The organism is Rhodothermales bacterium, assembly GCA_034439735.1.
Lineage (GTDB): Bacteria > Bacteroidota > Rhodothermia > Rhodothermales > JAHQVL01 > JAWKNW01.
Window position 1 is genome coordinate 1 of record JAWXAX010000201.1, and the last position, 3,619, is coordinate 3,619.

Sequence of the window (3,619 nt, forward strand, 5' to 3'; positions counted from 1 at the left end):
GTCCGTCAGGACATGCGGGGACCTCCTTCCGATTGGCTCTACCCACGCCATAGCGCGGTCACTCCTCGGGATGGTTCGACACGCCCCGATTCCATCGGGGCGGCTCACCACGACAGGGGAGCACCACGATAGCCGCGCGGAGTGTTAGGTTCAAGCCCGCCGGACAGGTTGGGAAGTAAAGCCGGCGCCGGCGCGTTCCGCGAAAGGTCCGAGCACTCAGCCGGCGGTCGGGTAGATCTCTTTGACGTCCGCAAGACAATACGCTGGCTCCCGCTCGCCGTCCAGACCACGCATGGCGAATGTAAGGGAGAGGTTCGCCCACTCCGTCTCGTCCTGACGCGTGTCGTCGTGTTCAGCCCTGGTCAGGAGGTATTCGACAAAGCACAATACTACCGCCTGCTTCCGATCCGGGAGACGCTGTACGTACTGGTAAATGCGTAGGGAATATCTCCAGCCGCTCAACAACATCAAATGCCCCATCGGTAAGCATCTGGGCAAAGCGCGGTGCTTCCCGGGCTAAAAAGTCACCAATTGCCTCCAGGTCGGCAAGGGCCTGAGGCGCCCAGATTACTCGTGCCACTTCTTGATCCTTTTTCTGGCCTCAGCATGAGGAATACCCTCACCCGCTTCGATCTGCCGGCGTCCCTGCTCTACTTTGTAGAGCAGGTAGAGCCGCTCCATGGCGTCCTCGAAGGTGGCATCGGCCGGCAGCTCGGCCACTGCTTTGAGCACCTGTTCTTTGACGGTAGGTTCAGTCATGGTTGTTGCCTGGTGCCTGGGTCACTGAATTTCCAGTACTACGCGACACGCCTCACTGCGTTTCTCCATGGATCTACAGAGGTCGTGTCATCTGTCTAACAAAAAACCCCCCGACGCCTGGCGCCGAGGGGTTTTAGTATCTGGGACAACACCTCCTCACACCGCTGCGTTTACCGGCACAGCCGTCAGCCAGCCGTGGGGGTCGTTGCCCTTTTTGATGACCTCGAAAAAGGCGTTCTGGATCTCGGTCGTGATGGGGCCGCGCTTGCCGCTCCCGATCACGTGTTTGTCCACACTCCGGATCGGGGTGACCTCGGCAGCGGTGCCGGTGAAAAAGAGCTCGTCGGCGATGTACAACGCCTCGCGCGGGATCTGACGCTCTTCCACCCGGTAACCCAGCTCGCTCGCCAGGGTGATCACGGTGTCGCGCGTGATGCCGGGCAGGATCGACAGGCTCGACGGCGCCGTATAGATCACGCCGTCGCGGATGATGAACAGGTTCTCGCCGCTCCCTTCCGCCACATACCCCTCTTTGTTGAGCATGATGCCCTCGTTGTAGCCGTTCAACACGGCGTCCATCTTCACAAGGGAGGCGTTCAGGTAGTTGCCGCCGGCCTTGGCCATCGCCGGAAAGGTGTTCGGCGCCATGCGGCTCCAGGAGGCGACATGCACGTCGACGCCGCTCTCGAGCGCCTCCGGACCCAGGTACGCACCCCATTCCCACACGGCGATGACGGTTTCTACGTCGTTCTTGAGCGGGTTGACGCCCAGGCTTCCCATGCCGCGGTACACGACCGGGCGGATGTAACACGCCTTCAGACCGCTGCTCGCGATGGTCTCGAGGGTGGCCGCTTCGAGCTCCTCGATCGTGTACGGGATGGTCATCCGGTAGATCTTGGCCGAATCAAATAGCCGGCGTATGTGCTCGCGTAGCCGGAATACGCCCGAACCGCGCTCGGTGTCGTAGCAGCGAATGCCCTCGAAAACGGAGGAGCCGTAATGGACGACGTGCGAGAGGACGTGCAGGGTAGCTTTCTCGTAGGGAACGAGTTTTCCGTTAAACCAGATATCGTGGTGCATCTTCAGAGCCCGGGATAAGGATCGATGTGTTGGGGCGGTACGGTGCGCGTCGAGGGAGCGACGGGCGGCAGGACATCCGCCTGCGGTAAGAAGGACCTAAAAACGGCCAGAATGGCGAAATGTTCGTCGCTCAACGAGAACTTTGTCGGGCCGGCCGCGGCTGCAAGGCGTATTTGCCAATCATCCACAAAATCTTGTACGAGGCCTTCACGGTGCCCGCGAGTGTCCCGGTGATCTTTGAAACCCCCACCCGCCGGCGGTACGAAACAGGCACTTCGGTGTACCGCAGGCCGGCGCGCACGGCCTTGATCTGCATCTCAACGGTCCACCCATAGGTCGTATCCTGCATGCAGAGGTCCAGCAGGGCCGGGAAACGGATGGCGCGGAACGGCCCGAGGTCGGTAAACCGCGCCCCCCAGAACAGCCGCATGAGGCCGCACGCGAGCCGGTTGCCGAACAGCGCCTGTGGCAGCATCGCCCCGGGCTCTCGTTCGCCCCGCATCCGCGAGCCGATGACGAAGTCGGCCTCGCCACGCTCGATGGGTTCGAGGAGGCGGACGATCTCCTCAGGGTGGTCGCTGTAGTCACCGTCCAAAAACACCAGCACGTCCGGCCGGCGCTCGCGGGCATAGGCCATACCGCGCAGGCAGGCCCAGCCGTAGCCCTTCCGGTCCTCGCGCAACACGGTGGCGCCGGCGGCCCTGGCGTTCGCCTCCGTTTCGTCGGTGGAGGCGTTATTGACAACGACGACTTCCTCGACGCGGTCCTTCGGCAGGTCGCCGACGACGAGGCCGATCGAGCGGGCCTCGTTGAATGCCGGGATGACGACAATAACGCGGAGCCGGGCCTCAGCCATCGCTTCGACCGAGGGTGGCGAGGGCCTCGCCGGTAAGACGCATGGTCGTCCAATCGTCCATGGGCCGGGCGCCGAGGCTTTTGTAGAAGCCGATGGCCGGCTCGTTCCAGTCGAGCACGTTCCAATCCAGTCGCCGGCACCCCTGCTCCACCGCTCGCTGCCCGAGCCGGCGCAATAACGCCATCCCGATCCCCTGGCCCCGGCACTCGGGCACCACGAACAGGTCTTCGAGGAAGATGCCCCAGGCCGTCAGGAAGGTCGAGTAGTTGTAGAAGTACAGCGCCAGGCCGACGGGCCGACCCGCGTTGTCCTCAGCGATCAACGCCTCGCAGCGCGGCGACGCGTCGGGCGCCAGGTGCCGGCGCAACGCCTCCACGTCCGGCGCCGCCTCATGCCGCAGCCGCTCGTACTCGGCCAGGCCAAGGATCAGGTCGACGAGCGCCGGGGCGTCTTCAGAGGTCGCGGGACGGATTTTAAAGGCAAAAGGCAAAATGGAAAAGGAAAAATAGTGGGTTTGGAAGGGCAATATGACAGCATCAATTAAAAGTGTAAAATGCAAAATGAAAAGTTGTGGTGTTGGTGTAGCAAAATGCCGGAAACATTCGCCGCAATAGGCGATGATTATTTTTTCCTTTTTCCTTTTTCCTTTTTCCTTTTTCCTTTTTCCTTTTTCCTTTTTCCTATCGCCGTCCGCGATAAAAATCATCGTCTTCCGGGTCCACATCATCGTCGTCCTCGATCGAGCCCAGCGATGAAAGCATTGAGCCCATCATGTCGCTGTACGACGTAGCGGACTCCGCGAAATCCTTACCGATCAGCGAGTTCTGGTGGAGCGCCTCGAGCACGAACTCCATCGTCGTGGCGGCCTCGCCGGGCGACGCCGGCTTCATCCTCGCCGCGACCAGCTCGGGCAGGCCGGCGACA

6 protein-coding genes are annotated in these 3,619 nt (G+C 61.7%); all 6 read right to left on the reverse strand.

The annotated features are described in order from the left end of the window. Nucleotides 1-216 precede the first annotated feature (216 nt). Nucleotides 217-480, reverse strand: a complete 264-nt coding sequence (locus tag SH809_15020; protein MDZ4701018.1) for a hypothetical protein — start codon at nt 478-480, stop codon at nt 217-219. Nucleotides 481-567: 87 nt separating this feature from the next. Beyond that, the gene (locus SH809_15025) at nt 568-759 is read right to left on the reverse strand and encodes a hypothetical protein (protein ID MDZ4701019.1); all 192 of its coding nucleotides are present in this window, start codon (nt 757-759) and stop codon (nt 568-570) included. A 156-nt stretch (nt 760-915) separates the two neighbouring features. Beyond that, nucleotides 916-1,839, reverse strand: coding sequence for a branched-chain amino acid transaminase (locus SH809_15030; GenBank protein MDZ4701020.1), 924 nt, complete (start codon nt 1,837-1,839; stop codon nt 916-918). A gap of 130 nt (nt 1,840-1,969) precedes the next feature. Next, a complete protein-coding gene (locus SH809_15035) occupies nt 1,970-2,695 on the reverse strand; it encodes a glycosyltransferase family 2 protein (GenBank protein ID MDZ4701021.1) in 726 nt (241 codons plus the stop codon). Then, the gene (locus SH809_15040) at nt 2,688-3,185 is read right to left on the reverse strand and encodes a GNAT family N-acetyltransferase (protein MDZ4701022.1); all 498 of its coding nucleotides are present in this window, start codon (nt 3,183-3,185) and stop codon (nt 2,688-2,690) included. The genes SH809_15035 and SH809_15040 overlap by 8 nt, the downstream gene beginning before the upstream one ends. A 190-nt stretch (nt 3,186-3,375) precedes the next feature. Then, a partial coding sequence (locus SH809_15045) for a magnesium chelatase (GenBank protein ID MDZ4701023.1) occupies nt 3,376-3,619 on the reverse strand: 244 nt, incomplete at its 5' end.